This is a genomic window from Azospira sp. I09 (assembly GCF_009177135.1).
Classification (GTDB): Bacteria; Pseudomonadota; Gammaproteobacteria; order Burkholderiales; family Rhodocyclaceae; genus Azospira; species Azospira oryzae.
The window spans coordinates 852,607-878,979 of sequence record NZ_AP021844.1 but is presented as its reverse complement, the minus strand read 5'-3'; the positions used below and the strand labels follow the sequence as shown (position 1 = coordinate 878,979).

Sequence of the window (26,373 nt, the reverse complement as noted above, 5' to 3'; positions counted from 1 at the left end):
TCGCTCCCCGGAAGGTGACGCTACAGGTGCATGAATATCCAGCCGCCGATGGTGCCCGCGGCCAGGGCCAGGAAGCCCAGGCCGATGCGGCGTCCCAGGCTGGGGCCGGCGACGGAGAAGACGATGCCCAGCTTGAACACCAGGTTGGCGAGGAAGGCGATGACGATGGAGTTCACCGCCTCATGCATGGGCAGCTTGCCCATGCCGAACAGGCGCAGGGAGGACAGGGCTATGGCATCCACGTCGGTGAAGCCGGAAATCAGGGAAATGGCGTAGAGGCCCTCGGAACCGGCCACGTCGGAGAGCCAGGCGGCCAGCAGCAGCACCACGGCGTAGATGCAGCCGAAGGTGAGGGCGGTGCGGATTTCTGCCGGGTTGTGCAGGTTGAGGGGTGTTTCCGGCTGGCCGCTCTGGTCGCCGAGGATGCGCCACAGCCAGCCGATCACCACCAGGCCCAGCAGCAGGCCGCCACCCAGGGCCGGCAGCAGTTGCGGCAGCAGCTCGGGTTGCAGCATGGCGGCCAGGAGGGAGAGACGCACCAGCACCACCACGTTGGCGGTGAGGATCACCACCATGGACAGGCGCAGCAGGTTGGGCGTGGCCTTGACGTGGCGGGAATACACCAGGGTGATGGCGGTGGAGGAGGCGAGGCCGCCCATGAGGCCGATCAGGGGGGCGCCGTGCTGCTGGCCGAAGAGGCGCAGGGCGGCATAGCCGGCCAGGCTCATGCCGGAGATGAGCACCACCATCCACCACACCTGGTAGGGGTTGAGGGCCAGGTAGGGGCCGAAGCCCTGGTCCGGCAGGATGGGCAGGATGACCAGGGAGAGGACGCCGAACTGCAGCATGGAGATGAGGTCCTTGCGCGTCAGCTTCTCGCTCAGCAGGTGCAGCTCGGTCTTGAAGTAGAGCAGCACGGTGGTGAGGATGGCCAGCATCACCGCCAGGGTCTGTTCCTGGTACCAGATCATGGCGCCGAAGGTGTAGGCCAGGAGCAGGGCCACCACCGAGGTGGTGCCCGGGTCCTGGGCGTCGGGGCGGGAATGGTAGGCGGCCACCATCATCAGGCCCACCATCAGGAGGCCGGCGGCCAGCACCCACTCGGAACCGCTCTTTTCCCCCAACAGGCCGGCGATGGTGCCGAGCAGGGCGGTCAGGGCGAAGGTGCGCAGGCCGGCCCGGGAGGAGGAATGCCGTTCCCGCTCCAGGCCCATGAGCAGGCCCACCCCCAGACTGAGGAGAAAGGCTTGGGCGAATTCCAGCCCGGTTTCGGTGAGGAAGTTGTTTTCCATAGTTTTTCTTATTTCGCCTGGTTTTTGATGGGGGGCAAAAATGGCGGAAAAGTCCCCCGGCCGGCCGGTTATGACGAGGCCCCTCCTGTTAAAATTAATGCATGGCCCGACACTACGCAATCGTTCCCGCTGCCGGCAGCGGTTCCCGCTTCGGCAGCAACACTCCCAAACAGTATCTTCCCCTGGCGGGACAACCCCTCATCCACCACACCCTGGCGGCCCTGTGCCGCCATCCGGCCATCGACCGGGTATGGGTGGTGCTGTCGCCGGGGGACGAGTGGTGGCGGGAATACGACTGGAGCGCCCTTGGGCCCAAGCTGGAAACCGTCTTCCACGGCGGCGCCACCCGGGCCCAGAGCGTGGCCAGCGGCCTCAGGGCAGCCCAGATGGCGGCCGCCGAGGACGACTGGGTGCTGGTGCACGATGCGGCCCGGCCCTGCCTGGCCGCCGCCATGATCGATGCCCTGGTGGCAGAACTGGCGGACGATCCGGTGGGCGGCATCCTGGCGGTGCCCGTGGCCGACACCCTGAAGCGGGCCGATGTGCAGCAGCGGGCCGCGGCCACCGTGCCCCGGGACGGCCTGTGGCAGGCCCAGACGCCCCAGATGTTCCGCTACGGCACCCTGTGCCGGGCCCTGGCGGCCAACCCGGACGTCACCGACGAGGCCGGCGCCATCGAGGCCCTGGGCCTCAAGCCCCGGCTGGTGAAGGGCGACGCCAGCAATCTCAAGGTTACCTATCCGGCGGACCTGTCCCTGGCGGAGGCCATCCTGCGCAGCCGCCTCGGCCCCCGGGCCGCCCTCGGAGCATTGGCATGAGTCACAAGGAAATTCGCGTCGGCCAGGGCTGGGATGTGCACGCCCTGGTGCCGGGACGGGCCCTGATCCTGGGCGGCGTCACCATTCCCCACGAACTGGGGCTGCTCGGCCATTCCGATGCCGACGCCCTGCTGCACGCCATTACCGACGCCCTGCTCGGCGCGGCGGCCCTGGGCGACATCGGCCGCCATTTCCCCGATTCCGATCCGCGCTGGAAGGGGGCCGACAGCCGGGTGCTGCTGCGCCACACCCTCAGCCTGCTGCAGCAGGCGGGCTGGCGCGTGGTCAATGTGGACACCACGGTGGTGGCCCAGCGGCCCAAGCTGGCGGCCCACATTCCGGCCATGGTGGCCAATATCGCCGCCGATCTCGGCCTGGCCGCCGAGCGGGTCAACGTCAAGGCCAAGACCTGCGAACGGCTCGGTTTTGCCGGCCGGGAGGAGGGCATGGAAGCCCAGGCCGCCGTCCTCATTGAACGGGAGTGACTTTGTCCGGTCAGACAGCGTCCCCAGAACGGGCCCGGGTGTTTTTCGCCCTCTGGCCCGAGGCGGCCCTGGCTGAGCGCCTGGCGGCCCTGGCCGAAGCCCAGGCGGCGGCCGTGGGCGGCCGCGCCATGGCCCGGGAGACCCTGCACCTGACCCTGGCCTTTCTCGGTGACGTTCCCCTCGAAACCCTGCCGGCCCTGCAGGAAGCCGGCCGCCTGGTGGCCCGGCAACAAGTCATGCACCACGTATTCCCCCTGGAGTTTTCCCTGGATCATTTTGGCTACTGGCAGCACAACCACCTCGCCTGGATCGGCTGCCGCACTCCTGTCGCTGCCCTGCACGGCCTCGCTGGCGCCCTGGCGGCGGCCGTGGGCGAGCGGGGCTTTGCCCTGGAATCCCGTCCCTTCGTGCCCCACGTGACCCTGGTGCGCCGTGCCCCCGTGGCGCCGCCCTGCCGGGAGGAGGCCTTGCCCCTGTACTGGCGCGCCACGGATTTCGCCCTGCTGCGCTCCCGCCGCCATGCCGGCGGTGCCGCCTACGAGACCCTGGCCCGCTGGCCGGTGGAGGGCTCGGCATGATCAAGAAGATTCCCGTGGCCCAGATCCGGGTCGGCATGTATGTCAGCGACGTCAATGCGGGCTGGATGGATCATCCCTTCCTGCGCAACAGCCTGCTGCTGGAAGACCAGGAGCAGGTGCTGAAGATCCGCCGTGCCGGCATCCGGGAGGTGTTCATCGACACCGCCAAGGGGCTGGATGTGGACGACGTGCCCACGGCCCAGGAGGCGGCCCGGAGCAGCCAGCAGGATCTGGAAAGGATGGCCGAGGCGCCGGAAAACAAGGCGCCGCCGCCCCGCACCAGCCTGGCGGAGGAGCTGGCCAAGGCCAAGGGGGCCTTCAACGAGGGGGCCCGCCTGGTGCGCAGCGTCATGGACAACGCCCGCCTGGGGCGCCAGATCGAGATGGAATCGGTGAAGCTGGCGGTGGAGAAGATCACCAACTCCGTCATCCGCAACAGCAACGCCATGTTCACCCTGCGCCGCCTGCAGCAGCGGGACGACTACACCTACCAGCACTCGGTGGGCGTCTGCGCCATGCTGGCGGCCTTCGCCAAGGCCATGGACATGGACCTGGCGACCATCCACCAGGTGGCTCTGGGCGGCCTGCTGCACGACATCGGCTATGTGCGCATCCATGCCGAGATTCTGGCCAAGCCGGGCAAGCTGACCGACGAGGAATACCTGCACGTGAAATCCCACGTGGTCCAGGGTTCCGACATCCTGCACCAGACGGCGGGCATTCCCCAGCTGGCCTTCGACATCATGGAGCACCACCACGAGCGTTTCGACGGCAGCGGCTATCCCCGGGGCCTCAAGGGCGAGGAGATTTCCCAGGTGGGACGCATGGCGGCCATCGTCGATGTGTATGACGCCATCACCACCGACCGGGTTTATCATCGGGGCGTCAATCCGGGGGAAGCCATGCGCAAGCTTTTCGACTGGAGCAAGTACCACTTTGATCCGGCCCTGTTCCAGATCTTCGTCAAGAGCATCGGCATCTACCCGGTGGGCACCCTGGTGCGCCTGGAGAGCGAGCGCCTTGGCGTGGTGGTGGAACAGCGGGAAAAGAACCTGCTGCAGCCCCTGGTGCGGGTCATCTACGACGCCAAGCGCCAGTACTACCTGCCGCCCCAGGATGTGGACCTCTCCCGGCCCTTTGGCCATGGCGGCGGCGACCGCATCGTCACCCATGAATCCCCCCTGAAGTGGGGCATCGACGTCAATCGTTTCCTTTCCTGAAGCATGCCCAAGCCACCGCCCGCTCCCCGCGAAACCCGCGGCATCGAGAATGTGCTGACCCGCCTGCGGCAGGGCGAGAACCGCTTCGTCCAGCTGGCGGACAACATCCCGGAAAGCTTCTGGCTGATCGACATCGCCGCCCGCCGCGTGGTCTATGCCAATCCGGCCTACGCCACCCACTGGGGCGGCTCGGTGGAGGACCTCTACCGCAACCGCTTCGACTGGCTGCGCTTCATCCACCCGGACGACCTGGACCGCATGCGCGAGGCGGTGCGGCGCAATCCCCGGGGCGGGGTCAACGAGGTGGTGCGCATCGTCCATCCCAACGGCGGCGAGCGCTGGCTGCACATCCGCAGCTTCGACATGAAGGACGAGCAGGGCAATGCCCACAGCGTCGGCGGCGTCGGCACCGACATCACCGACCTGGTGCTGCAGCGGGAAGCCCTGCGGGCCAGCGAGGCGGTGCAGAAGGGCGTGCTGGACGCCCTGCCGGCCCATATCGCGATCCTCGACGCCGAGGGCGTCATCGTCGCGGTGAACGAGCCCTGGAGCCGCTTTGCCGCCGAGAACAGCCATGATCCGAGCAGCGCCGGCGTGGGCTGCAACTACATCCGGGTCTGCGAGAGGTCCTGGGGCGAATCGGCGGAAGAGGCCCAGGACATCGCCGTCGGCATCCGTGCCGTGATCGACGGTCTGCAGCACGAATTTTCCCTGGTCTATGCCTGTCATTCGCCCACCGAGAAGCGCTGGTTCCGCGTTCTGGTGACGCCCCTGGAAGCCCGGGGCAACCGGGGCGCGGTGGTGATGCACCTCAACGTCACCGAGACGGTGGAAGCCCAGCAGCGCCTGACCCATCTGGCCCACTTCGACAGCCTCACCGGCCTGCCCAACCGCCTGCTCTTCCGCGAGCGCCTGAAGGCGGCCCTGGCCATGGTGCAGCGCCAGGGCGGCCGGCTGGCGGTGATGTTCATCGACCTGGACCGTTTCAAGGTGGTCAACGACACCCTGGGCCACCTGGCCGGCGACGCCCTGTTGCAGCAGGTGGCCGCCCGCATCGGTGGCTGCCTGCGGGCCAGCGACACGGTGGGGCGCCTGGGCGGCGACGAATTCGCCGTGCTGGTGCCGGACCCGGAGCGGGAGTACGACGTCACCGTGGTGGCCCGCCGCCTGGTGGACACCCTGGCCCAGCCCATCACCCTGGAAGGGCAGGAGCTGTTCGTCTCCGCCTCCATCGGCATCACCCTCTACCCGGACGATTGCGACGATCTGGAAAAGCTCATCCGCAACGCCGACACGGCCATGTACCGGGCCAAGGAGCTGGGCCGCAACAACTTCCAGTTCTTCACCGCCGCCATGAACGCCCGGGTCAAGGAACAGCTGCAACTGGAGACGGACCTGCGGCGGGCGGTGCAGCGCCAGGAATTCATCCTCAATTTCCAGCCCAAGGTCAGTTGCAGCCACGGCGGCATCACCGGCTTCGAGGCCCTGCTGCGCTGGCAGCATCCGGTGCGGGGCCTGGTCTCGCCCATGGAATTCATTCCCCTGCTGGAAGAAACCGGGCTCATCGTGCCCGTCGGCACCTGGGTGCTGCAGCAGGCCTGTCAGCAGGCGGCGGCATGGCACCTGGCCGGTCACGGGCAGCTGACGGTGGCGGTGAACCTGTCGGCCCGCCAGCTGCAGTCCGAGGCCCTGGTGCAGGACGTGCGCCAGGCCCTGGAGGATTCCGGCCTGCCGCCCCAGGCCCTGGAGCTGGAACTGACCGAAAGCCTGCTGATGAGCCACGTCGAGGACAACATTGCGTTGCTCAACCGGCTCAAGGCCATGGGTGTGCAGCTGTCGGTGGACGATTTCGGCACCGGCTATTCCAGCCTGGCCTATCTGAAGCGCCTGCCCCTGGACACGGTCAAGGTGGACCGGGCCTTCGTCCAGGACATCACCGCCGATCCGGGGGATGCCTCCATCACCCGGGCCGTCATCACCATGGCCCACAACCTGCGCCTCAAGGTGGTGGCCGAAGGGGTGGAGACCGAGGGCCAGATCGCCCTGCTGGTGGTCAACCACTGCGACGAGATGCAGGGCTACTACTTCAGCCGTCCGGTGCCGGCGCCGGAGGCCCTGGCCCTGCTCGACAAGGGGCGGGTGCTGCCGGGCCGCCTGCGGGCCCGGGGGGCGCAGGTGCCGACGGTCCTGCTGGTGCTGACGGCGCCGGCCCTGCGCCTGACCCTCGGCCGGGCCCTGGAGGAGGCCAACCTGCGGGTGCTGCTGGCCGGCGGCGGCGAAGAGGGGCTGGCGGCCCTGGCCTGCCAGCGGGTGGACGCCATCGTCGCCGATGCCGGGCTCACCGACAGTGCCGGCCAGGCCTTCCTCGAACGGGCGGGCCAGTTGCAGCCGGAGGCCGGCTTCCTGCTGCTGTCCTCCGCCGACAACATGGCGGCGGCCGCCGCCGAACTGCCGCCCCATCTGGCGGGCCATCTCTTGTCCCGGGACGTGGGCACGGAAGTGCTGGTCGCCGGCGTCCTCGAAGCCCTGCGTCAGCACAGTCTGCTGCTGGAGAACCAGCGCCTGACCCAGGAGGTCCACAGCGCCGGCCTGGAGCTGTCCCGCCTCGGCCAGGAGCTGGAGTCCCTCCTGGCCAGCCACGCCCGTCAGGAAATACGGCCCCAGCAGGCCACCGGTATCGCCCACGAGGTGCTCCAGGAGCTGCCGGCGGCGGTGCTGGGGGTGGACGCCAGCGGCATGGTGGCCTACGCCAATGCGGCGGCGGAACGGTTATGGCCGGCCTGCGGTCTGATCGGCAACGAGAGCGCCGACCTGCTGCCGCCGGAGCTGCTGGCGCTGCTGCAGGCGGGTGGCGGCAGCCGGGAAATCACCTTGAACCTGGGCGGCCGTTGCCGCGCCCTGTGCCAGCCTTTCGGCAACGATGCCAAGACCCGGGGACACCTGCTGTTGCTGTTGCCCCTGTAGCACCCATGGAAAAGAAACAATGAGCACCATCAAACAAATACCCCTGGAGGAAGCCCTGCCGGGCATGCTGCTGGGGGACGACCTGCGGGATGCCGCCGGTCAGGTCCTGCTGCCCAGGGGCTCCGAACTGGCCGAGTCCAGCCTGCGCTCCCTGGCCCGGCGCGGCATCGAAACCCTGACCATCCGCATCGAGGCACCGGTGGACGAGGGCGCCCTCATGGCCCGCCGGGAGGCTTCCCGGCTGCGCCTGCAGCACCTGTTCCGCCAGGCCGGCGACCCGGCCTCCCAGGAGTTGCTGCGCCTGATGCTGGAATACCGCCAGGAGCGCCCCCAATGAAGACCCTGCAAGCGCAACAGGTGGTGGAGGCGGTGCGTCAGCTGCCGTCCCTGCCGGCGGTGGTGATCGAACTGCTGCAGTCGGCCGACAAGGACGACGTCAATGCGGACGAGCTGGCCAACAAGATCGCCCTGGACCAGGCCCTGGCGGCCAAGGCCCTGAAGGTGGCCAATTCCCCCTTCTACGGCCTGCAGAGCAAGGTGGCCAGCATCCAGGACGCCACCGTGATCCTGGGCCTGCGCCAGATCCGCTCCCTGGTGGCCGCCGCCGCCGTCACCGGCGCCTTTGCCCAGTCCCGCCACAGCTGGTTCGACCAGCGCCTGTTCTGGCAGCACTGCGTCGGTGTGGCCCTGTGCGCCCGCACCCTGGCGGCGGAGGCCGGCGTCTCCGAGGACGGTGCCTTCACCGCCGGCCTGCTGCACGATATCGGCCGCCTGGTGCTGGTCACCTGTTTCCCCGACGAGTACCGGGAGGCCCTGGCCTACCAGAAGAAGCACGACTGCTTCCTCCTCACCGCCGAACGGGACGTGCTGGGCCTGGACCATGCCCAGGTGGGCCAGGCCCTGGCCGAACGCTGGCACTTCGCCCCTTCCATCCAGGCGGCGGTGGCCCATCACCACGCTCCGGAGGAGGCCACCGCCGATTCCCTCGCCGGTGTCGTCCATGTGGCCGACGTCATGGCCCATGCCCTGGACCTGTGCCCCCGGGAGGATGAACTGGTGCCGCCCCTCTCCGCCGTGGCCTGGAACCGGCTCGGCATCGACTGGGGCCGTTTCAAGCAGATGCTGGCGACGGTGGAAGACCAGTTCGAGGATGTGTGCACCGCCCTCAACATCTGAAGGGCTGCCGCACCCGGGGCGCTTATGCCCCCGGGTTTAGCCAAAATCAAGGATTCGCCGCCGGGGGCGGCGTAGCTTAGGGGAGTCACCCACCGTCGGTCTGGACTCCCCTGTGTCCTTCACTCCCCATGAAATCGCCCTGCTCAAGTCCTCCCGCCTCTTTGCCGGACTGGAGGAGAGCGAGCGCTTCAACGATATCCTGAACCGTCCCGAGAACCGGCTGCAGGTGCCGGAGGACTGCTGCTTCCTGGAGCGGGGCACCCGCTCCCCGGGGCTCTACATCCTGGTGCACGGCTCCGTCGAAATCTTCTTCTGCAACGCCGAAGGGGAAGAGAAGGTGCTGCACTTCATCAAGTCGGGGGAAACCCTGGCGGAAGAGACCGTCAGCGACCAGAAAGCCATCAACTACTGGGCCCGCAGCCTGACGCCGACGGTGATGCTGCGCATTCCCCCGGCCGAGGTGCTGGCCTGGATGGACGAATCCTGGCCTTTCGCCCAGCGCTTCCTGGAACTGGTGTCCGAGCGCATCTGCCTGCTCTACGCCGACGTGGTCACCTTCTATTCCAAGACCGCCGTGCAGCGCCTGGCCTGCTACCTGATCTGCGGCTTCGAGACCTCCCGCCTGACCCTCAAGGATTCCCTCAGCCTGGCCATCCCGGTGCCGAAAAAGAATCTGGCCTCCCGCCTCAGCATAAGCCAGACCCATCTCTCCCGGGCCCTGCGGGACCTGACCGAACGGGGCCTCATCACCCAGGAGGGCAACCGCCTGCAGGTGAAGGACGTGGAGCAGCTGGCGGGCTACGTCTGCCCCCACGGCTGCGATCTGTAGGCCGCAGCCGCCACTCAGGCCGCCCTCAGTGCAGCGGCGGCAGACGCTCTTGCCAGGGGGCTGGCAGGACGCTGACGACGCGGCTGCGGCAGGTATGCCAGAAGGCCGAGAGCAGGAGCAGGGCGGCGCCGATGCAGAGGGCGGTGAAGGCGAAGCTGAGGCTGACCATGCCCAGGTTCTTCAGCAGGGCGGTGAAGGCGTAGAGCAGATAGGCCAGGGCCGACACCATCAGGGCGCGCCGGTCGATGGCCAGGGACAGCAGTCCCAGCAGGGCGTAGATGAGAAGCGCCGCGGCGGCCTGAACCAGGGTGGCCTCCCGGGAGAACATCTGCAGCGACGTGAAAATGGGATGAACCAGCAGGGGCGCCGCCAGCAGGTGCAGCCAGAAGGCCACGTCGGCGCGGCGGGTCTTGCGCTGCGGATCGGCCGTGTCCCAGGCCATGGCCAGGGCGAACACCGCCGTGCCGGCGACGAAGGTGATGGGGGCATACCATTCCCGGGCCAGCGTTGATTTGAGGAAGAGCATGGCCAGCAGGGTGCCGGCCACCGCGGCGGCGCCGGCGGCGACGGTGATGGGCACGCGGAAACGCCGCCAGTGCAGCCAGGCGCCGAGGCCGCCGAGGAGCCCCGCCAGGGGCAGGGAAACGCTGTCCAGGGGCCGCAGCACGGCCACGGTCATGCCCACCAGGCCGCCGACGAAAGCCAGCAGAAGCACGATGGAGGGCAGGGCCAGGCGCCGCTGGCGGGTGAAGAACTCGGCCAGGCCCCAGGCCGTGGCGGCCACCAGCAGGGGGCCGGCGCCGTCATGGACGCGGCTGCCGAGCCAGCCGAGGGCGGCCAGGAGCAGCAGGCAGGCGATGACCACGAAAATGTCGTTGAAGCCGCTGACCAGGCGGAAGTGCTCCTCATCCACCACCGGCAGGGGCCGGCCCTGCACCATATAGGCCTGGAAGGCATCCACCGCCTCCTGGCTGAGCACGCCGTCGCGCACGGCGGCCGCCAGATCCTCGTCGTTGTACATCGGGGCAAGCTCCTGCAAAAACTTGATCGGTGAGGGAACGGGCGTTCCCGCAGGCCTGCAGGCTACCGGATTTGTATGCCGTCGTCTTGTCCGGTGCGGGTCGTCTGCGCCGCCGCCGGATGCCACAGCCGGTCCAGGACCAGGGCGGTGAGGCCGCCGAGGAGGGCGCCGGCCAGCACGTCGCTGGGGAAATGCACCTGCAGGTAGAGGCGGGAGACGCCCACTGCCAGCCCCAGCACGGCTGCCGCCGCCAGGACCCAGGAGCGTTGCAGCAGGAGGCCGAGGGCGATGCCGAAGGCCAGGGCCTGGGCGCTGTGCAGGCTGGGGAAGGAGGCGTGGGTGGCGAGGCCGTCCAGGGCCGGGTAGAGGTCGGGTCGGGGGCGCTGGATGAAGCTCTTGGCCAGGTAGCCGATGCCGATGGCAAGGCCCAGGGCGGCGGCCGGCAGCCAGGCCCGGGGCCGACGGCGGTGCGCCAGGAGGCCCAGCAACAGGCTGGCCGGCAGCAGCAGCCAGAGGGAACCGAGCCAGGTGAGGCTGCCCATGGCCCGGTCCAGCAGGGGGCTGCGGATCTGGGCGAAAAGGTCGAGCAGGGCCCGGTCCCAGGCCGGGATGCCCTGGGGAGCCAGCAACCACAAGGCTGTCAGGCAGGCCATGCCGAAGAGGGCCGTGCCCAGGGCGCGCCCGGCCAGGGGGCGTGGAGAAAGGCGTCCCATGGACTCAGGCGGGGGGCAGGGGCAGCAGCAGGCGGGCGGCCAGGCCGCCGCCCTCCCGGGGCGACAACTCCAGGCGGCCGCCGTGCAGGCGGGCGATGCGTTCGACGATGGCCAGGCCCAGGCCGGTGCCGGTGGTGTCGCTGCGGGCGGCCTCGAGGCGGGTGAAGGGGCGCTTCAGCCGTTCCACTTCGGCGGGGGGAATGCCCGGTCCCCGGTCCAGCACGGCGAGGAAGGCCTGGCCGTCGGCGATGCCGGAGGTCAGGGTGATGTCGCCGCCGCCGTATTTGCGGGCGTTGCCGATGAGATTGGTCAGGGCCCGTTCCAGGGCCCGGGGGCGTAGCCGCAGGGGCGGCAGGGGCGATGTCTGCAGTTGCACCGGTTCCTGCCGCTCCTGGCAGCGGCGGGCCAGGGTGGCCAGCAACTGGTTGGGATCGGCGCTTTCTTCCGGCTCCTGCTCCTCGCCCCGGGCGTAGTCGAGGAACTGGCCGATGATGCCGTCCATCTGGGTGATGTCGTCGTTCATGCCGGCCCGCAGGCTTTCGTCCTCCACCCCCATTTCCGCCGCCAGGCGCATGCGCGCCAGGGGGGTGCGCAGATCGTGGGAGATGCCGGCCAGCACCAGGGCCCGTTCGCTTTCCAGGCGGGCCAGGTCGGCGGACATCTGGTTCATGGCCCGGGCCAGCAGGCGCACTTCCTCGGCCCCTTCTTCGGCCAGGGCTGCCGGCCGTTCGCCGCGGCCCACGGCCCGGGCGGCCCGGGCCATGATCTTCAGGGGGCGGGCGATGCGGGCGACGATGAGCCAGGCCACCACCAGAGACAGCACCAGAGAGACGGCGCCCCAGCCCAGCCACTGCCAGGTCGGATTGCGCTCGGTGCGCTCCCGCGGCAGCACCAGCCAGTAATCGTCCCCTTCCTCCATGGAAAAGCGGATCCAGAAGCCGGGCTGGTCGTTTACGGCGATGGCGAAGCTGGCCTGGGGGCCCATCAGCTGGAAGGCTTCGCGCTGGAAAATGGTGAAGAACTCCCGGTCGGGCAGGGGCGTGACCCGGTCCTGCTCTTCCGCCGGGTAGAGGCGCAGGCCTTCCCGTTCCGACAGTTCCCGCAGCAGGTCGCGGCGCAGCACCGGGTCGGCGCTGAGCAGGGCGGCCCGGGTGATGTTGGCGACGCTGGCGGTGAGCTGGGCCAGCTGGCGGGCCCGGGGTTCCCGCTCGGCGGCCCGGAACAGGGCGACCCAGACCGAGACGGAGACCAGCAGCAGCACCGCCACCAGGATGAAGGCCCGCACCAGCAGGGTGCGGGGCAGCAGGCGCTGCAGGGGGCGCGGCAGTTTCATGGCCGGCGGGGGCTCAGGCAGCGGTGCCCTGGCCGTCCGGCACGAACACGTAGCCGAAGCCCCAGACGGTCTGGATGTAGCGCGGGGTCTGGGGATCCGGCTCGATCAGCTTGCGCAGGCGGGAAATCTGCACGTCGATGGCCCGGTCGAAGGGGCCCTGTTCCCGGCCCCGGGCCAGGCTCATCAGGCGGTCCCGGGAAAGGGGCTGGCGCGGGTGCTGCAGCAGCACCTTGAGCACGGCGAATTCCCCGGTGGTGAGCATCACCGCCTCGCCCTCGGCGCCCCGGGTGAGGCGGCGGGTGGCCAGGTCGATGCTGATCTCGCCCACCTGCACCGTGCCTTCGGCCTCCACCGGGGAGCCCGGCGGCGGCAGGGCGCGGCGGCGCAGCACCGCATGGATGCGGGCCACCAGCTCGCGGGGGTTGAAGGGCTTGGGCAGGTAGTCGTCGGCGCCCATTTCCAGACCGACGATGCGGTCGATCTCGTCGCCCTTGGCGGTGAGCATGAGCACCGCCTGGTGCGGGTCGGCGGCCCGCAGGCGGCGGCAGATGGAGAGGCCGTCCTCGCCGGGCAGCATCAGGTCCAGCACCAGCAGGTCGAAGGTCTCCCGGGCCAGCAGCTTGTCCATGGCCGGGGCGTTTTCCGCCGTCTTGACGACGAAGCCCTGTTCGCCCAGGTAGCGCAGCAGCAGGTCCCGCAGGCGCTGGTCGTCGTCCACGACGAGAATGCGTTGTTTGTTTTCGCTCATGGCTGGCAATGCTAACCGGTTCCGTGCCCCGGCAACAGAGCTCCGCCGGGCCCGACGGGGGCCAAGTCGTTACGCCGCGTTGCTGACCGGGGCTGGGGAAACAATTATTTACAAAGCCGTGGGCCGGCCTTACATCCAGACGGGGCCGGGCTTGCATCCAGGCGTTAGGATGGCGTCGTGGCTGCCGCTCTGGAAGCGGCCCGGCAATTTGGGCACACTGTGCGCCGTCGCCGGCCCGGGCTCCGGGGTTGCGCGGGCTTTCCCGCCGTGACGGCGACGTTGCCGGTTGTAGTGATTCCATGGTGCATATGAAACGACTGTTCCTCTCCGCTCTCCTGCTGCTCTCTGCCGCCTCCCTCTGGGCCCGGCCGGAGGAGCCGCGCCTGCTGGCCCAGGCCGAAGGCGGCCTGCGCATGGAGCGGGCGGAGGACCCCCACGCCCGCCTGAGCAAGGAAGAGCGGCGGGAAGCCCGGCGCCAGTGGCTCAATTCCCGCCAGGCCGAGCGGGAGGAGGGGCCTCCCGGTTTTGCGCCGGGTGAGGAGCGGCGGCGCCTGTCGCCGGAAGAGCGGCAGCGCCTGCGGCGGGACGTGCACGAGGCCGGACGGGAGTTCTACCCCCGGGAAGAGCGCCGTCCCCTGTACCCGGAAGGGCTGCCGCCGGCACCCCGCTCTCCCCGTCATCCCTGAGCGGCCATCCGGCCACGGGACGGGTTGTGAGCCCGTCGTCGATAAAAAATCCTGATCCACCCGGTACTTGCGGACTTGTTCACACAAGCTGTGGATAACTTTGTGGGTTATTGCCGGACAGATGGCCTAAGTAGCCCGGGGATAAGGATTTTTCTTACTCTGCCCAAAAAAACGGCTTTGCCGGTAATTTCAATAAAAACAAATAGATACAACGTCGGTACTGGCTCCCGCCTGTCATCGTGGCCGGAAAGCGGCTCCCCGGGCCAAGGGGCGGGCTGTTTGTGCATAAGTCAAGTCTTGACACGCTTTTTTTCGCCTTTTTTTTGCCGACCCCAATGCCGGGGCGGGGAAGGGCCGGGCCTGGGTTAAAATCGCTCCCCATGAATCTGCTGGCCCTCGAAACCGCCACCGACCAGGGGTCCGTCGCCCTCTGGCGCGACGGCGTCCTCCTCTCCCGGGAATGTCCCGCCGGTGAGCAAAGCTCCCTGACCCTCTTGCCCCTGGTGCGCGCCATGATGGCCGAAGCTGGCCTGGCCATGGCGGACCTGGACGGCATCGCCTTCGGCGCCGGCCCGGGCGCCTTCACCGGCCTGCGGGTGGCCTGCGGCGTGGCCCAGGGCCTGGCGGTGGCCATCGACCGGCCGGTGCTGCCGGTGGTGACCCTGGAGGCCATGGCCTATGCCGACGGCAGCCCCCAGGTAGCGGTCTATCTGGATGCCCGCATGAACGAAGTCTATTGCGGCGCCTACCGCCGGGTGGGTGAGGTTTTGGAACTGCAGGGCGCCATCACCGTCTGCCTGCCGGCAGAGGCGCCCCTGCCTGCTGCCGGAGACTGGGCGGTATGCGGCAACGGCGTACCGGCCTACCCGGCCCTGAGCCAACGCCTGGCTGCCTGGCCCCTGGGCGGGCAACGGGTGCCGACGGCAGCGGCGGTGGCCCGGCTGGCGGCGCCCCGGCTGGCCCGGGGCGAAGGCCTGGACCCGGCCCTGGCGGCTCCCCTCTACATCCGCGACAAGGTCGCCCTGACCGTGGCCGAGCGCCTGGCCCAGGGTGGCAAGGCCTGACCCATGCGCTCCCTTTCCGCCCTGGCCGCCGAACTGGCTCCCCTGGAGTTCCTGCCCATGAACGGCAAGGACCTGGCCCATGTCATGGAAATCGAAAACCGGGTCTATTCCCATCCCTGGACCCAGGGCAATTTCGCCGACTCCATGAAGGCCGGCTACAGCTGCTGGGTGGCCCGGGAGGGCGGCGCCCTGGTGGGCTACATGGTGCTCATGCCCTCCCTGGACGAGACCCACCTGCTCAACATCAGCGTCGCCTCCGAGCGCCAGGGCCGGGGCTACGGCGCTCGGCTGCTGCGCTTCGCCATGGAGGTGTCGCGCCACGGCGGCGCCGTCACCATGCTGCTGGAGGTGCGTCCCTCCAACGCCAAGGCCCTGGCCCTCTATGAAAATTACGGTTTCCAGGTGATCGGCCGGCGCAAGGGTTATTACCCGGCCGTCGAGGGGCGGGAGGATGCCCTGGTGCTGCGCCGGGAGCTGGGGGAGATCGCGGCATGAACCATAACGGCGAGGGGCCCATGGGCAATCTGGAAATCCTGCATGAAATGGGGCTGACCCCCCTGTGGGTCCTGCGCGGCCAGGCGGAGGAGGGGGCCGAGGCGATGGATGCCGTCGCCCCGCCCGAGTCCGCCGCGGCCGCAGCACCTGTGGCCGAAGCTCCCCGTTCGCCGCGGCCGTCCCTGATTTTGCCGCCGGCCGCTGCCGCGGCCTTCTCCGGTGCGGCGCCGGCGCCCCGGACGCCCCTGCCGGCCGGCAGCCTGGGCAATATGGGCTGGGACGAGTTGCAGGACGCGGTCGCCGCCTGTCAGGCCTGCGCCCTGTGCCAGCAGCGCAAGCAGGCGGTGCTCGGCGTCGGTGATCGGCAGCAGCCGGACTGGATGTTCATCGGCGAAGGCCCCGGTGCGGACGAGGATGAGCAGGGCGAGCCCTTCGTCGGCCAGGCCGGCAAGCTGCTCGATGCCATGCTGGCCGCCATCGACCTGCAGCGGGGCCGGGGCGTCTACATCGGCAATGCGGTGAAATGCCGGCCGCCGGGCAACCGCACACCGGAGGCGGCGGAGATGGATACCTGCCGCCCCTATCTGCAGCGCCAGATCGAGCTGCTGCAACCCAAGCTGATCGTCCTCCTCGGCCGCGCCGCGGTGCACAGCGTGCTGGCCCAGGAGCGGCCCCTGGCCTCCCTGCGGGGCCGGCCCCACGAATACCTGCTCAACGGCCGGCCGATCCCGGTGGTGGTGACCTACCATCCGGCCTATCTGCTGCGCAATCTCACGGACAAGGCCCGGGCCTGGGAAGACCTGTGCTTCGCCCGGCGCCTGCTGGCCGACGCCCGGCGCCAGGCCGGGGGCTGATCCCGCCCATCTGGCGGCCTGGAAGCCAATAGGGGCGCCATTCTCCGCCATGGCATGCTGGAGATGTGCGTCCCTTCTGCCTTCCAGGGCATGCCCGTTGCGCCTCGCCGTTACGTCGGCTGCGGCGGCCATGCCCTTGTTCTTTGCGTTACCATGCCCCATCTTCATGCGCTGATCCCGCCAAATCGAGGAGAGTCCCCATGTCCCTGCGCCTGCTAGCCCTCATTTCCCTGGTCGCCGCCCTGCTCAGCGGTTGCGGCTACAACACCTTCCAGTCCCTGGACGAGCAGTCCAAGGCCGCCTGGTCCGAAGTGCTCAACCAGTACCAGCGCCGCGCCGACCTGGTGCCCAATCTGGTGAATACGGTGAAGGGCTACGCCGCCCACGAGGAAAAGGTGCTGACCGAAGTCACCGCCGCCCGGGCCAAGGTGGGCAGCATCCAGGCGACGCCGGAGCTGGCCAACGATCCCCAGGCCCTGGCCCGCTTCCAGCAGGCCCAGGGGGAACTGTCCTCGGCCCTGTCGCGCCTGCTGGTGGTCAGCGAGAACTATCCCCAGCTGAAGGCCGACGCCGGCTTCCGCGACCTCCAGGCCCAGCTGGAAGGCACCGAGAACCGCATCGCCGTGGCCCGCAACCGCTACATCAAGGCCATCCAGGAATACAACGTGGCGGTGCGCAGCTTCCCCAACAACCTCACCGCCATGGCCTTCGGTTACCAGCCCAAGGCCAATTTCTCGGTGGAAAACGAACAGGCCATCTCCACCGCGCCCAAGGTGGATTTCGGCGCCACTCCGGCCAAGTAAGCCGCGTCGGTCATGGCCTTCCTGCGCTGCTTCTGCCGGTTGCTGCTGCTCTTTTGCCTGGGCGGCCTGACGGCGGCCTGGGCCCAGGTGCCGGTGCCGGCCCTGAAGGCCCGGGTGACGGACCTCACCGGCACCCTTAGCGAAGCCCAGCGCCAGTCCCTGGAAAGCCGTCTGGCCGCCTTCGAGCGGGAAAAGGGCGCCCAGGTCGGCGTCTTGCTGGTGCCCACGGTGCGGCCGGAGAGCATCGAGCAGTACGGCATCCGCGTCGCCGAAGCCTGGAAACTGGGGCGCAAGGGTGTGGACGACGGCCTCATCCTGCTGGTGGCCAAGAACGATCGGGAAGTGCGCATCGAGGTGGGTTACGGCCTGGAAGGTGCGGTGCCGGACGTGGTGGCCAAGCGCATCATCGAAGAGAGCATCGTGCCCCGCTTCCGGGCCGGCGACATGGCCGGCGGCATCGGGGCCGGGGTGGAGCGGCTGCTGGCGGTGATCGGCGGCGAGCCCCTGCCGGCGCCGGCGGCCGACCATGGCGGCGGCGACCTCAACGTGGACCTGCTCTTCCCTATTTTCATGGTCGCCGTGGTGGCCGGCAATGTGCTGCGGGCCCTCTTCGGGCGTCTGCTGGCGGCCGGCGCCTGCGGCGGCGTGGCGGCCGTGGTGGCCGGCTTCATGGGCGCCAGCCTGTTCGGCGTGGCCGGCATCGGCATCGTGGTGTTCCTCTTCATCCTCGTCGGCGGCAGCGGCTTTGTCGGCGGCGGCGGAGGTGGGGGCTGGAGCGGCGGCGGGGGATTCTCCGGCGGTGGCGGCGGTTTTGGAGGCGGCGGCGCCTCCGGGAGATGGTGATGCAAGCATCCGATCTGGGGCGCTTCCTGCGCTATCTGCTGGTGCCCGAATGGCTGGCCCGGCGTCCTTTCCCGCGGGAGTCCCTGACCCGTATCGAGGCCGCCATTGCTGCCTCCGAACAGCGCCACGAAGGTGAGCTGCGCTTCGTCCTGGAAGGCTGCCTGCCCCTGGGCTATGCCCTGCGGCCCGAGGGCTGCCGGGCCCGCGCCCTGGCCCTCTTTTCCGACCTGCGGGTGTGGGACACGGTGCATAACAGCGGCGTGCTGATCTATCTGGACCTGCTCGACCGGCAGGTGGAAATCGTCGCCGACCGGGGCATTAACGCCCGGGTGGAGGCCCATTTCTGGGAGGAGGTGTGCCACAGGATGGAGGCGGCTTTCGCCCGGGGAGAATTCGAGGCCGGCTGTCTGGCGGCCATCGACGACATCACGGCGGTGCTGCAACGGCACTTCCCGGCCCTGCAGGCCAATCCCAACGAACTGCCCGACGCGCCCCTGATGCTCTGAGGCCCGCGCCCGGGCTCAGTGGGCGTTGCAGTCGTCCAGGTGGATGACGTCGTCCCGTTCCCGCTGGTTGGCCTGGTGGCGCCGGCGCACCAGCCACATGGCGGCGGCGACGAAGAGGCCGAACAGGGTGATGACGGTGTAGATGGAGAAGTCGGCCTTGATCATGGCGGCGTAGAGGCCGGTCATGATGAGGATGGAGAGGTTCTCGTTGAAGTTCTGCACGGCGATGGAATGGCCGGCCCCCATGAGGATGTGGCCCCGGTGCTGCAGCAGGGCGTTCATGGGCACCACGAAGAAGCCGGAGAGGGCGCCGATGAGGATCAGCAGAGGCACGGCGACCCAGAAGTCCCGCACGAAATTCATGCCGATGACGATGATGCCCATGGCGATGCCCAGGGGAATGACCCGGATCGACTTGCGCAGGGTGATGAACTTGGCGGCCACGGCGGCGCCCACGGCGACGCCCAGGGCCACCACGCCCTGCAGCATGGAGGACTTGGACAGGTCCAGGTGCAGGGCCGCCTCGGCCCACTTGATGACGATGAATTGCAGGGTGGCGCCGGCGCCCCAGAAGAGGGTGGTGACGGCCAGGGAAATCTGCCCCAGGCGGTCCCGCCACAAGAGGGCCAGACAGTGGCCGAACTCGTGCAGCAGGTACCAGGGATTCTTTTTCAGGGGCTTGTGATCGACCCCGGTGTCCGGGATGTAGAGATTGAAGACGGCGGCGATCAGGTAGAGCAGGCCCACCACGCAGAGGGCCATTTCCACCACCGTGTCGATGGGGGTATCGACGAAGGGCAGGTCGAAGCCGAGCAGCATGGCCGATATCTTGGGCTGGATCAGGGCGCCGCCGAGGACCGTGCCGAGGATGATGGCGCCCACGGTGAGGCCTTCGATCCAGCCGTTGGCCAGGACCAGCAGGCGGTGGGGCAGGTACTCGGTGAGGATGCCGTACTTGGCCGGCGAGTAGGCGGCGGCGCCCAGGCCCACCACGGCGTAGGCCGCCAGGGGATGGACGTGGAAGAACATGAGGGCGCAGCCGAAGATCTTGATGCCGTTGCTGATGAACATCACCCGCCACTTGGGCATGGAGTCGGCGAAGGCGCCGACGAAGGCCGCCAGGAGGACGTAGGAGACGGTGAAGAAGAGCTTCAGCAGCGGTGCATAGGCATCAGGCGCCTGCATCTCGCGCAGGGCGTAGATGGCGGCGATGAGCAGGGCATTGTCGGCCAGCGCAGAGAAAAACTGCGCCGCCATGATGATGTAAAAGCCGATCTGCATCAGGTAGGTCGCCCCGGGCAGCGGGCGATGGAGTGTCTCGCGTCGAATAGGTCTTGTTGGGCGAAGGTTTATACCACGAAAGGCTTAACTTTGTGATGAAAGTGGGGTGAATGCCCGTGGGACGGGCCTTTGGCGGCTTCCGCCGGAACGGGCTTTATGTTTGAATAACCCCCATAAATTCAGGGAGGTTCCCCACTTATGGCCGATCGCCGCCTGCAGGTGTTCCATGCCGTTGCCAAGCAACTGAGCTTTACCAAGGCGGCGGAGACCCTTTACATGACCCAGCCCGCGGTCACCTTCCAGATCAAGCAGCTGGAAGAGCACTTCAACACCCGCCTCTTCGACCGGGGCCACGGCCGCATTTCCCTCACCCCAGCCGGTGAGCTGGCCCTGGAGTACGCCGACCGCATCCTCGGCGAATACGCCGACCTGGAGGCCCGCCTGGCGGAAATGACCGGCCAGATGCGGGGCCCACTGCTGGTGGGGGCCAGCATCACCATCGCCGAATTCATGTTGCCCCGGGTGCTGGGGGAGTTCAATGCCCTCTATCCCAACGTACGGGCCCGGCTGGTGGTGGGCAATTCGGAAACCATCGAGAACCGGGTGGCCGAGCATTCCCTGGACCTGGGCATCACCGAGGCCATCGAGCACCTGCCCCAACTGCAGGCCGAAACCTGTTGCGACGACGAGTTGCAGGTGATCTGCTCCCCCAGCCATCCCCTGGCCCGGGAGTCGGCCATCACCCCGGCCATGCTCCGGGACCACGCCTTCATCGCCCGGGAACCGGGTTCGGGCACCCGGGAGGTGACCGACAACTACTTCCGCCAGGCCGGGGTGGACCCGGCCAGCCTCAAGGTGCTGATGGAACTGGGCAGCCCCGAGGCCCTCAAGGGCGTGGTCAGCACCGGCCTGGGCGTGGCCATCGTCTCCCGGGCCAGTTTCCACAAGGAACTGCAGCTGCAGCATCTGGTGGCCATTCCCCTCTCGCCCCGGCTGACCCGGCCCCTGTCCCTGGTGACGCCGAAGGAGAAGTTCCGCTCCAAGCTGGTCACTTCCTTCGTCGATTTCGCCCGCCGCAAGCTGCAGGAATACGCCGCCTGAGGCGGTGCCGGCAGGGGGGGGCGCCTGGTGGCGTCTTTTCCCTCCGGCGCCGCCTTGGCGTAATATGGCCGCCTGCGCCCGCCCGCGGCGCGCCATCTTCTTCATCCATCACCGTTCCCGCCCATGCCCCGTCCCATCCGCGCCACCATCGATCTGGGGGCGCTCAAGCACAATCTCGCCGTGGCCCGCCAACATGCCGATCAGGGTGTTGCCGGTCCCGCCCGCCTGTTCGCCGTGATCAAGGCCAATGCCTACGGCCATGGCATGCTGCCGGTGGCCCAGGCCCTGGCCGGTCTCACCGACGGCTTTGCCCTGCTGGACCTGAGCGAGGCGGCGAAATTGCGGGAAGCCGGCATTCGGGAGCCGATCCTGCTGCTGGAAGGCTTCTTCCAGCCGGAAGACCTGGAGGCGGTGGCCGAGCTGGGCATCATTCCCGCAGTGCACCGCCTGGAACAGCTGGAAGCCTTCGAGGCCGCCGGCCTGCCGGTGAAGCTGCCGGTGTTCATCAAGTTCAATACCGGCATGCACCGCCTCGGCTTCACCGCGCAGACCTGGCCGGCTGCCCAGGCCTTTCTCGCCCGCAGCCGGGCCATCGGCCCGGTGACCTACATGACCCACTTCGCCGAGGCCGACGGGGCCCGGGGCGTGGATTGGCAGCTGGAGCGCTTCCGCGCCTGGACCGCCGGCTGGCAGGGCGAGGTGTCCCTGGCCAATTCGGCGGCCCTGCTGCGGCACAAGGAGGCGGTGCAGGGCTGGGCCCGCCCCGGCATCCTGCTCTACGGCGGCAGTCCCTTTGCCGAGGTCAGCGCCGAGGAACTGGGCCTGAAGCCGGTGATGACCCTGGAAAGCGAAATCCTGGCGGTGCAGGAGGTGGCCCCCGGGGAGCGGGTGGGCTACGGCGGCATCTTCGAGGCGACCCGGCCCAGCCGCATCGGCATCGTCGCCTGCGGCTATGCCGACGGCTACCCGCGCCATGCGCCGCCCGGCACGCCGATCCTGGTGGATGGCCGGCCCACGGTGACGGCAGGGCGCGTTTCCATGGACATGCTGTTCTGCGATCTCACCGATCTGCCCCAGGCCGGTGTCGGCTCCCCCGTCACCCTGTGGGGCAAGGGCCTGCCGGCCGATGCGGTGGCCGCCGCCGCCGGCACCATCAGCTACGAGCTTTTCTGCGCCCTGGCGCCCCGGGTGCCGGTGCGCTGGATCGGCAACTAGGCCAGGCAAGCGCCGGCGGCTTTTTTGCCCCGGTGCGACCTGTGTCACGCTCATTTTTCCGCTCCCAGCCTAGAATTTGGGGTTGATCCGGGCCATTTTTTCCGGCCCGCCCCTGGGGAGCCGTCTTGCGCCATTCGCCGTCCAGCCGTCCGCTCTTGCCGCTATGCCGGCATCTTTCCGCCTGTCTGGCGTTTCTGCTCCTCATCCTGCCGGCCGCGCCGGCCCAGGCCCTAGAAAATGTGACGCTGCAACTGCGCTGGCGCCACCAGTTCCAGTTCGCCGGCTACTACGCCGCCCAGATGCAGGGTTACTACCGGGAGGCGGGCCTAGCGGTGGATATCCGGGAAGCGGAGCCGGGCCAGGATGCGGTGCAGGCGGTGCTGGAGGGCAAGGCCCAGTACGGCGTCGGCACCAGCGACCTGCTGGTGCATTACCACCGGGGCGCCCCGGTGCTGGTGCTGGCGGTGATCTTCCAGCATTCGCCCCTGGCCATCGCCGCCCGCCGGGCCGCCGGCATCCGCAACATCCACGACCTCAACGGCAAGAAGGTGATGATCGAGCCGGGGGCCAACGAACTGCTCGGCTACCTGGGCCGGGAGCGGGTGGATACGGACAGCCTGGCCCTGGAGCCCCACAGCCAGACCGTGCAGGACCTGCTGGACGGCCGGGTGGACGCCCTTTCCATCTACCGCACCGACGAACTCTACGAACTGCGCAAGCAGGGCGAGCGGGTGGTGGTGTTCACGCCAGAATCGAGCGGCCTGGATTTCTACGGCGACAACCTGTTCTCCACCCAGGCTGAACTGCGCCAGCATCCGGAGCGGCTCAAGGCCTTCCGCGCCGCCAGCCTCAAGGGCTGGAGCTATGCCATGGCCCATCCCCAGGAGGTCATCGACTACATCCTCAAGCATTACGGCCGGCGCCACAGCCGGGACCACCTGGCCTTCGAGGCGGAGCAGATGGTGCCTTTGGTCCAGGCCCAGCTGGTGGAGCCGGGCTATTTCCATGTTGGCCGCTGGCGCCACATGGCCGACACCTACGCCGACCTGGGATTGCTGCCCCGGGACCTGTCCCTGGATGACCTGCTCTACGCGGGCGAGGGTGGCAACGCTGGCAGCGGTAGCCAGTCCAGCCTGTGGTTCGCCGCCGGCATGGGGGCCCTGGTCGCCGTCGCCCTGGTGGTGGTGCTGGTGCGCCGCTACATGCGCCGCCTGCGCCGCAGCGCCAGGAACTGCCTGGGACTGATGGAGGAGGCGCCTTTCCCGGTGGCGGTGACCCGTCCCGAAGCCGACGGCGAACTGCTCTACATCAACCGCTGCGCCGAGGAGTACTACGGCGTCTCCCGTCACGACGTCGTCGGCCGGCCGGCCCAGGGCTTCTGGCGCAACCCGGAACAGCGCCAGCAGATGGTGGACGAGCTGCACCGCCGCGGCGGCCGCTGGCTGGGCTTCGAGGTGCAACTGCAGGGACTGGAGGGCAAGCCGGTGTGGGTGCTGATGTCGGCTGCCTGCATCGACTTCGAGGGGCGGGAGGCCATCGTCCTCTCCTTCCACGACATCACCCAGCGCAAGCGCACGGAGATGGCCCTGGGCCAGAGCGAGCAGCGTTTCCGCACACTGGCCGAGTCAGCTTACGACGTCATCTGGACCATGGACCTCAACGGCCGCTTCACCTACATCAGCCCGTCGGTGGAACGGCTGCGGGGCTACACCCCGGAGGAGGTGCTGCAACAGTCCATGGCCGAGGCCCTGACGCCGGATTCCATGTCCCAGGCGGCGGAGGGCTTCGCTTACCTGCTGCGCACCGGCCAGGTGCTGAAGCACCACTGGGAGTTGGAACAGCCCTGCAAGGACGGCTCCACCGTGTGGACCGACGCCATCGTCAATGTGCTGCGGGACGACGAGGGGCACCTCACCGGCCTGCTCGGCATCACCCGGGACATCACCGCCGAGCGCAAACTGCGCCAGGAACTGCAGTCCCGCAGCGTGGCCGTGGATGCGGCGGCGGAGGGGGTCATCATCACCGACGCCAACGGCGTGGTGGAATACGCCAACCCGGCCTTCTGCGACATGACCGGCTACAGCCTGGAGGAGGTCCTCGGCCAGCGCACTTCCCGCTTCAAGAGCGGGGTGCATGATGCGGATTTCTACCGCCAGCTGTGGGGCACCATCACCTCCGGCAACCCCTGGCGCGGCGAGGTGGTGAACCGGCGCAAGGACGGCATGCTCTACCACGAGCTGCTCACCATCGCCCCGGTGAAGAACGAGCAGGGCGCCGTGGTGCGCTACGTCGCCATCAAGCACGACATTTCCGAACGCAAGCGCATCGAGCAGCGCCTGGAACACCTGGCCCACTTCGACCTGCTCACCGACCTGCCCAACCGCACCCTGTTCTTCGACCGCCTGCAGCAGGCCTTCTTCCGCGCCCAGCGCTACCAGGAAGGCCTGGCGGTGCTGGTGCTGGACCTGGACGGCTTCAAGGCGGTGAACGACAGCCAGGGCCACCAGGCCGGCGACCTGCTGCTGGCGGCCTTCGCCTACCGCCTTAAACAGACCCTGCGCCAGTCCGACACGGCGGCGCGCATGGGCGGCGACGAATTCACCGTGCTGCTGCACGGGGTGCGCCAGGACGAGGATGCGGTGACTGCCGCCAACAAGGTGCTGGAGGCCCTGGTGCAGCCCTTCGATATCCTGGGCCAGCGCTGCCAGGTCAGCGCCAGCATCGGCGTGGCCCTGTTCCACCAGGCCTACGCCAGCCCCGACATGCTGGTGCAGGCCGCCGACGGCGCCATGTACGAGGCCAAGCGGGCCGGCAAGAACCGCTGGGTGCTGGCCCGGCCGCCCCAGCCGGCCCCGGAATCCTGATCGCCGCCGCCCTGGTGTATCCTCCCGCCCATCATGGCGAAGACGAAAAGCATCTATACCTGCACCGAATGCGGTGCCCAGTCCCCCAAATGGCAGGGCCAGTGTTCCGCCTGCAATGCCTGGAATACCCTGGTGGAAACCGTGGCCGAGGCCGGCGGCAAGGGCAGCGGCCACCGTTTCGAATCCCTGGCCCCCGGCACGCCCAAGCTGCAGGCCCTCTCCGAGATCGAGACCCGGGAGGCGGCGCGCCTGCCCACGGGCCTGTCCGAATTCGACCGGGCCCTGGGCGGCGGCCTGGTGGCCGGTGGCGTGGTGCTCATCGGCGGCGACCCGGGTATCGGCAAGAGCACCCTGCTGCTGCAGGCCCTGGCCGCCCTGGCGCCCCAGCACAAGGTGCTCTACGTCAGCGGCGAAGAGTCGGGGCAGCAGGTGGCCCTGCGGGCCCGGCGCCTGCAGTTGGACGTGGAGCGCCTGCCCTTGCTGGCGGAAATCAACCTGGAACGCATCCTCGGCGTGGTGCAGACGGAAAAGCCCCAGGTGGCGGTGATCGACTCCATCCAGACCCTGTGGTCCGACCAGCTCACCTCGGCTCCCGGCTCCGTGGCCCAGGTGCGCGAATGCGCCGCCCAGCTGACCCGGCTGGCCAAGCAGACCGGCGTCACCGTGATCCTGGTGGGCCACGTGACCAAGGAAGGGGCCCTGGCCGGGCCCCGGGTGCTGGAACACATCGTGGACACGGTGCTGTACTTCGAGGGCGACACCCATTCCTCCTTCCGCCTCATCCGGGCGGTGAAGAACCGCTACGGCGCGGTCAATGAACTGGGCGTCTTCGGCATGACCGACAAGGGGCTCAAGGGCGTCTCCAACCCTTCGGCCCTGTTCCTTTCCCAGCACGGGCAGGAGGTGGCCGGCTCCTGCGTCCTGGTGACCCAGGAAGGCACCCGGCCCCTACTGGTGGAAATCCAGGCCCTGGTGGATACCACCATGGGCGGCAGCCCGCGGCGCCTTTCCGTCGGCCTGGAGCAGAACCGGCTGGCCATGCTGCTGGCGGTGCTGCACCGCCACGCCGGCATCGGCTGTTTCGACCAGGACGTCTTCGTCAATGCGGTGGGCGGGGTCAAGATCAGCGAACCGGCGGCGGATCTGCCGGTGCTGCTGGCCATCATTTCCTCCCTGAAGAACCGGCCCCTGCCGGAAAAACTGGTGGTCTTCGGCGAAGTGGGCCTGGCCGGCGAGATCCGCCCGGCGCCCCGGGGCCAGGAACGGCTCAAGGAAGCGGCCAAGCTGGGCTTCACCCGGGCTCTGGTTCCCGAGGCCAACAAGCCGCGCCAGCCCATTCCCGGGCTGGAAGTGGTGGCGGTGAGCCGCATCGAACAGGCGGTGGAGCGGCTGCGGGACTGGGAGTAGGGCGGGCCCAGGGTGCTGCGGTACTGCGCCCGCTGACGCTACAAAGAAAACGGCGGCCAGGGGCCGCCGTTTTGCGT

25 protein-coding genes are annotated in these 26,373 nt (G+C 68.7%); 19 read left to right on the top strand and 6 right to left on the bottom strand.

Annotated elements, in window-relative coordinates; all coding sequences use genetic code 11:
- Nucleotides 1-20 precede the first annotated feature (20 nt).
- The gene (locus tag AZSP09_RS04060) at nucleotides 21-1,292 is read right to left on the bottom strand and encodes an MgtC/SapB family protein (protein WP_014237443.1); all 1,272 of its coding nucleotides are present in this window, start codon (nucleotides 1,290-1,292) and stop codon (nucleotides 21-23) included.
- A 101-nt stretch (nucleotides 1,293-1,393) separates the two neighbouring features.
- Between AZSP09_RS04060 and ispD the strand changes: the two genes are divergently transcribed.
- The 8 genes from ispD to AZSP09_RS04020 all read left to right on the top strand — a co-directional run bounded on the left by ispD (nucleotide 1,394) and on the right by AZSP09_RS04020 (nucleotide 9,362).
- The gene (gene ispD, locus AZSP09_RS04055) at nucleotides 1,394-2,110 is read left to right on the top strand and encodes a 2-C-methyl-D-erythritol 4-phosphate cytidylyltransferase (RefSeq protein ID WP_152089251.1); all 717 of its coding nucleotides are present in this window, start codon (nucleotides 1,394-1,396) and stop codon (nucleotides 2,108-2,110) included.
- The gene (gene ispF / locus AZSP09_RS04050; protein ID WP_152089250.1) at nucleotides 2,107-2,595 is read left to right on the top strand and encodes a 2-C-methyl-D-erythritol 2,4-cyclodiphosphate synthase; all 489 of its coding nucleotides are present in this window, start codon (nucleotides 2,107-2,109) and stop codon (nucleotides 2,593-2,595) included. The genes ispD and ispF overlap by 4 nt, the downstream gene beginning before the upstream one ends.
- A gap of 38 nt (nucleotides 2,596-2,633) precedes the next feature.
- Nucleotides 2,634-3,173 carry an RNA 2',3'-cyclic phosphodiesterase gene (gene thpR, locus AZSP09_RS04045; RefSeq protein WP_232058846.1) on the top strand — a complete coding sequence of 180 codons (540 nt, stop codon included), beginning with the start codon at nucleotides 2,634-2,636 and terminating at the stop codon, nucleotides 3,171-3,173.
- Entirely contained in the window at nucleotides 3,170-4,393 is a 1,224-nt protein-coding gene (locus AZSP09_RS04040) for an HD-GYP domain-containing protein (RefSeq protein WP_014237447.1), read from the top strand. The genes thpR and AZSP09_RS04040 overlap by 4 nt, the downstream gene beginning before the upstream one ends.
- Before the next feature lie 3 nt (nucleotides 4,394-4,396).
- Nucleotides 4,397-7,357, top strand: a complete 2,961-nt coding sequence (locus AZSP09_RS04035) for an EAL domain-containing protein (protein ID WP_152089248.1) — start codon at nucleotides 4,397-4,399, stop codon at nucleotides 7,355-7,357.
- 19 nt (nucleotides 7,358-7,376) lie between these two features.
- Entirely contained in the window at nucleotides 7,377-7,694 is a 318-nt protein-coding gene (locus AZSP09_RS04030; RefSeq protein ID WP_152089247.1) for a hypothetical protein, read from the top strand.
- Nucleotides 7,691-8,533 (top strand): HDOD domain-containing protein, encoded by an 843-nt coding sequence (locus AZSP09_RS04025; protein WP_130458448.1) that lies wholly within the window; start codon nucleotides 7,691-7,693, stop codon nucleotides 8,531-8,533. Before AZSP09_RS04030 ends, AZSP09_RS04025 begins: the two co-directional genes overlap by 4 nt.
- Before the next feature lie 112 nt (nucleotides 8,534-8,645).
- Complete coding sequence (locus tag AZSP09_RS04020; RefSeq protein ID WP_152089246.1) at nucleotides 8,646-9,362, top strand: Crp/Fnr family transcriptional regulator; 717 nt, start codon at nucleotides 8,646-8,648, stop codon at nucleotides 9,360-9,362.
- 25 nt (nucleotides 9,363-9,387) lie between these two features.
- On the opposite strand, the gene AZSP09_RS04015 is transcribed toward AZSP09_RS04020, so the two are convergent.
- From AZSP09_RS04015 to ompR, 4 genes are all read right to left on the bottom strand, one after another.
- Entirely contained in the window at nucleotides 9,388-10,383 is a 996-nt protein-coding gene (locus tag AZSP09_RS04015; RefSeq protein WP_152089245.1) for a hypothetical protein, read from the bottom strand.
- Nucleotides 10,384-10,445: 62 nt separating this feature from the next.
- Nucleotides 10,446-11,096, bottom strand: a complete 651-nt coding sequence (locus AZSP09_RS04010) for a phosphatase PAP2 family protein (RefSeq protein ID WP_152089244.1) — start codon at nucleotides 11,094-11,096, stop codon at nucleotides 10,446-10,448.
- 4 nt (nucleotides 11,097-11,100) lie between these two features.
- Nucleotides 11,101-12,429: an ATP-binding protein gene (locus AZSP09_RS04005; RefSeq protein WP_152089243.1), complete on the bottom strand. Its 1,329-nt coding sequence runs from the start codon at nucleotides 12,427-12,429 to the stop codon at nucleotides 11,101-11,103.
- A 13-nt stretch (nucleotides 12,430-12,442) separates the two neighbouring features.
- A complete protein-coding gene (gene ompR / locus AZSP09_RS04000; protein WP_152089242.1) occupies nucleotides 12,443-13,177 on the bottom strand; it encodes an osmolarity response regulator transcription factor OmpR in 735 nt (244 codons plus the stop codon).
- 308 nt (nucleotides 13,178-13,485) lie between these two features.
- Here ompR and AZSP09_RS03995 point away from each other — a divergent pair, with 308 nt between their 5' ends.
- From AZSP09_RS03995 to AZSP09_RS03965, 7 genes are all read left to right on the top strand, one after another.
- Nucleotides 13,486-13,863, top strand: coding sequence for a hypothetical protein (locus AZSP09_RS03995; RefSeq protein WP_043798145.1), 378 nt, complete (start codon nucleotides 13,486-13,488; stop codon nucleotides 13,861-13,863).
- A 380-nt stretch (nucleotides 13,864-14,243) separates the two neighbouring features.
- Nucleotides 14,244-14,927, top strand: coding sequence for a tRNA (adenosine(37)-N6)-threonylcarbamoyltransferase complex dimerization subunit type 1 TsaB (gene tsaB, locus AZSP09_RS03990; protein WP_152089241.1), 684 nt, complete (start codon nucleotides 14,244-14,246; stop codon nucleotides 14,925-14,927).
- Between the two features lie 3 nt (nucleotides 14,928-14,930).
- Entirely contained in the window at nucleotides 14,931-15,422 is a 492-nt protein-coding gene (gene rimI / locus AZSP09_RS03985) for a ribosomal protein S18-alanine N-acetyltransferase (protein ID WP_152089240.1), read from the top strand.
- Complete coding sequence (locus AZSP09_RS03980) at nucleotides 15,419-16,276, top strand: uracil-DNA glycosylase (RefSeq protein WP_152089239.1); 858 nt, start codon at nucleotides 15,419-15,421, stop codon at nucleotides 16,274-16,276. Before rimI ends, AZSP09_RS03980 begins: the two co-directional genes overlap by 4 nt.
- Nucleotides 16,277-16,476: 200 nt before the next feature.
- Nucleotides 16,477-17,079 (top strand): LemA family protein, encoded by a 603-nt coding sequence (locus tag AZSP09_RS03975; protein WP_152089238.1) that lies wholly within the window; start codon nucleotides 16,477-16,479, stop codon nucleotides 17,077-17,079.
- A 12-nt stretch (nucleotides 17,080-17,091) separates the two neighbouring features.
- On the top strand, nucleotides 17,092-17,922 hold the full coding sequence (locus AZSP09_RS03970; RefSeq protein ID WP_172974692.1) for a TPM domain-containing protein: 831 nt from the start codon (nucleotides 17,092-17,094) through the stop codon (nucleotides 17,920-17,922).
- Nucleotides 17,922-18,428, top strand: coding sequence for a TPM domain-containing protein (locus AZSP09_RS03965; protein ID WP_152089237.1), 507 nt, complete (start codon nucleotides 17,922-17,924; stop codon nucleotides 18,426-18,428). Before AZSP09_RS03970 ends, AZSP09_RS03965 begins: the two co-directional genes overlap by 1 nt.
- 15 nt (nucleotides 18,429-18,443) lie before the next feature.
- Here AZSP09_RS03965 and lplT read toward each other — a convergent pair whose 3' ends face one another.
- Nucleotides 18,444-19,709 carry a lysophospholipid transporter LplT gene (gene lplT / locus AZSP09_RS03960; RefSeq protein WP_130458459.1) on the bottom strand — a complete coding sequence of 422 codons (1,266 nt, stop codon included), beginning with the start codon at nucleotides 19,707-19,709 and terminating at the stop codon, nucleotides 18,444-18,446.
- A 198-nt stretch (nucleotides 19,710-19,907) separates the two neighbouring features.
- Between lplT and AZSP09_RS03955 the strand changes: the two genes are divergently transcribed.
- The 4 genes from AZSP09_RS03955 to radA all read left to right on the top strand — a co-directional run bounded on the left by AZSP09_RS03955 (nucleotide 19,908) and on the right by radA (nucleotide 26,296).
- Nucleotides 19,908-20,810 carry a LysR family transcriptional regulator gene (locus tag AZSP09_RS03955; protein ID WP_130458460.1) on the top strand — a complete coding sequence of 301 codons (903 nt, stop codon included), beginning with the start codon at nucleotides 19,908-19,910 and terminating at the stop codon, nucleotides 20,808-20,810.
- A 123-nt stretch (nucleotides 20,811-20,933) separates the two neighbouring features.
- Nucleotides 20,934-22,025, top strand: coding sequence for an alanine racemase (alr, locus tag AZSP09_RS03950; RefSeq protein WP_152089236.1), 1,092 nt, complete (start codon nucleotides 20,934-20,936; stop codon nucleotides 22,023-22,025).
- 239 nt (nucleotides 22,026-22,264) lie between these two features.
- The gene (locus AZSP09_RS03945) at nucleotides 22,265-24,889 is read left to right on the top strand and encodes a PAS domain S-box protein (RefSeq protein ID WP_152089235.1); all 2,625 of its coding nucleotides are present in this window, start codon (nucleotides 22,265-22,267) and stop codon (nucleotides 24,887-24,889) included.
- 33 nt (nucleotides 24,890-24,922) lie between these two features.
- The gene (gene radA / locus AZSP09_RS03940) at nucleotides 24,923-26,296 is read left to right on the top strand and encodes a DNA repair protein RadA (protein ID WP_130458463.1); all 1,374 of its coding nucleotides are present in this window, start codon (nucleotides 24,923-24,925) and stop codon (nucleotides 26,294-26,296) included.
- Nucleotides 26,297-26,373 lie beyond the last annotated feature (77 nt).

Excerpts from the sequence above, each read along its gene's own strand:
- AZSP09_RS04060 (WP_014237443.1), bottom strand. The coding sequence starts at position 1,292 with ATGGAAAACAACTTCCTCACCGAAACCGGGCTGGAATTCGCCCAAGCC.
- ispD (WP_152089251.1), top strand. The coding sequence starts at position 1,394 with ATGGCCCGACACTACGCAATCGTTCCCGCTGCCGGCAGCGGTTCCCGC.
- ispF (WP_152089250.1), top strand. The coding sequence starts at position 2,107 with ATGAGTCACAAGGAAATTCGCGTCGGCCAGGGCTGGGATGTGCACGCC.
- AZSP09_RS04040 (WP_014237447.1), top strand. The coding sequence starts at position 3,170 with ATGATCAAGAAGATTCCCGTGGCCCAGATCCGGGTCGGCATGTATGTC.
- AZSP09_RS04035 (WP_152089248.1), top strand. The coding sequence starts at position 4,397 with ATGCCCAAGCCACCGCCCGCTCCCCGCGAAACCCGCGGCATCGAGAAT.
- AZSP09_RS04030 (WP_152089247.1), top strand. The coding sequence starts at position 7,377 with ATGAGCACCATCAAACAAATACCCCTGGAGGAAGCCCTGCCGGGCATG.
- AZSP09_RS04025 (WP_130458448.1), top strand. The coding sequence starts at position 7,691 with ATGAAGACCCTGCAAGCGCAACAGGTGGTGGAGGCGGTGCGTCAGCTG.
- AZSP09_RS04015 (WP_152089245.1), bottom strand. The coding sequence starts at position 10,383 with ATGTACAACGACGAGGATCTGGCGGCCGCCGTGCGCGACGGCGTGCTC.
- AZSP09_RS04010 (WP_152089244.1), bottom strand. The coding sequence starts at position 11,096 with ATGGGACGCCTTTCTCCACGCCCCCTGGCCGGGCGCGCCCTGGGCACG.
- AZSP09_RS04005 (WP_152089243.1), bottom strand. The coding sequence starts at position 12,429 with ATGAAACTGCCGCGCCCCCTGCAGCGCCTGCTGCCCCGCACCCTGCTG.
- ompR (WP_152089242.1), bottom strand. The coding sequence starts at position 13,177 with ATGAGCGAAAACAAACAACGCATTCTCGTCGTGGACGACGACCAGCGC.
- AZSP09_RS03995 (WP_043798145.1), top strand. The coding sequence starts at position 13,486 with ATGAAACGACTGTTCCTCTCCGCTCTCCTGCTGCTCTCTGCCGCCTCC.
- tsaB (WP_152089241.1), top strand. The coding sequence starts at position 14,244 with ATGAATCTGCTGGCCCTCGAAACCGCCACCGACCAGGGGTCCGTCGCC.
- rimI (WP_152089240.1), top strand. The coding sequence starts at position 14,931 with ATGCGCTCCCTTTCCGCCCTGGCCGCCGAACTGGCTCCCCTGGAGTTC.
- AZSP09_RS03980 (WP_152089239.1), top strand. The coding sequence starts at position 15,419 with ATGAACCATAACGGCGAGGGGCCCATGGGCAATCTGGAAATCCTGCAT.
- AZSP09_RS03975 (WP_152089238.1), top strand. The coding sequence starts at position 16,477 with ATGTCCCTGCGCCTGCTAGCCCTCATTTCCCTGGTCGCCGCCCTGCTC.
- AZSP09_RS03970 (WP_172974692.1), top strand. The coding sequence starts at position 17,092 with ATGGCCTTCCTGCGCTGCTTCTGCCGGTTGCTGCTGCTCTTTTGCCTG.
- AZSP09_RS03965 (WP_152089237.1), top strand. The coding sequence starts at position 17,922 with ATGCAAGCATCCGATCTGGGGCGCTTCCTGCGCTATCTGCTGGTGCCC.
- lplT (WP_130458459.1), bottom strand. The coding sequence starts at position 19,709 with ATGCAGATCGGCTTTTACATCATCATGGCGGCGCAGTTTTTCTCTGCG.
- AZSP09_RS03955 (WP_130458460.1), top strand. The coding sequence starts at position 19,908 with ATGGCCGATCGCCGCCTGCAGGTGTTCCATGCCGTTGCCAAGCAACTG.
- alr (WP_152089236.1), top strand. The coding sequence starts at position 20,934 with ATGCCCCGTCCCATCCGCGCCACCATCGATCTGGGGGCGCTCAAGCAC.
- radA (WP_130458463.1), top strand. The coding sequence starts at position 24,923 with ATGGCGAAGACGAAAAGCATCTATACCTGCACCGAATGCGGTGCCCAG.